Source organism: Stenotrophomonas sp. HMWF003 (genome assembly GCF_003061285.1).
GTDB lineage: Bacteria > Pseudomonadota > Gammaproteobacteria > Xanthomonadales > Xanthomonadaceae > Stenotrophomonas > Stenotrophomonas maltophilia_AP.
This window is the reverse complement of the sequence record NZ_QAIW01000349.1, coordinates 10890-11969: the sequence shown is the minus strand read 5'-3', so window position 1 is coordinate 11969 and position 1080 is coordinate 10890. Positions and strand designations below refer to the sequence as shown.

1 protein-coding gene is annotated in these 1080 nt (G+C 69.4%); it reads right to left on the bottom strand.

Features of this window, described 5'->3' with window-relative positions; all coding sequences use genetic code 11:
• Window positions 1-89: 89 nt before the first annotated feature.
• A complete protein-coding gene (locus tag DBR34_RS14110; protein WP_128097261.1) occupies window positions 90-1016 on the bottom strand; it encodes a YwqG family protein in 927 nt (308 codons plus the stop codon).
• Window positions 1017-1080: the final 64 nt, after the last annotated feature.

Here is a 1080-nt window from a genome sequence, read left to right as displayed (position 1 = left end):
CGACCCTCTGGTAGTGCCGGCCGCTGGCCGGCTCCACGCAGGGTTGATCGAAGAGCCGGCCAGCGGCCGGCACTACCGGCGCGGTTTTTTCAGCAACACTGCAAGCCCAGCCAGGTCTGCGACAGATCCCGCGCGGCCAGGTCCTGCCGGCGGACCCAGGCATACAGCATTCCCGAATCGCCCCACATCGCCTCGTCGTCCGAATCCAGCTGCAGCAACAGCGCCCAGTCGGCCACACCGGCCGCCAGCGCAGCGGCGCGGGGATCGCCATATCCGCTCGGGTCGCCGCAATACAGGCCATGGCTGACCAGCTGCGCTTCCAGTGCCATGTCGTCCTGCACGTTATGCGACCAGCCGCCCATACCGTGCCGCTCACCCGGCGTCGGGGATCCCAGGTCGGCGATATCCTCCACCAGCGCGTAGTAACCCTCCTCGGCCGCGTCGTCCCAGCCCAGCCCGGCGTCACGCTGCGCCTGCGCCACCTCCTCGCCCTTGGACGAGAACGGATGCGGCAGGCTCCAGGCCTGATGGAACGCCAACGCGGACGGTGCCAACGCGGCCTCCGCATCCGGCGCAGGCAGGCGCTGCAACCCGTCCGCGTCGAACAGGCGGATGCCATGCCCACTGCGATCGGCCGGGTCATAGCCCCACGGTTGCGTGTCGGTGTCGTAGAAGAACGACAGCACGCCCTGTGCGGGCAGATCCAGCCCGCACTGCAGACCCTGCACGTCGGCCAGGTTGATCTGCAGCAGGAAGTCCAGCGCCCTGCCCTTGTGGGTGGGCCATGTAAAGCCGGCGGGCACATCCGGCCCGCCGCCGATCCGCGAGGCGCCGATCGGTGCATCCGCCTCCGCCCGGCGGCTGAACCCCACGCGCGGCCGCAGCCACGGCAGCAACACGCCGGCATGCGCGCCGAACCCATGCGATGCGCAGAGCGCGGTGAATTCCTGTTGAGTCAGCGTCATGACCACCTCCCTGTCTGAAAGCAGACAGCAGTCTAGGCGCAGCACCGACACGCCAGGTAGTGCCGGCCGCTGGCCGGCTCCAAGCAATGCGTAGTGCCGGCCGCTGGCCGGCTCC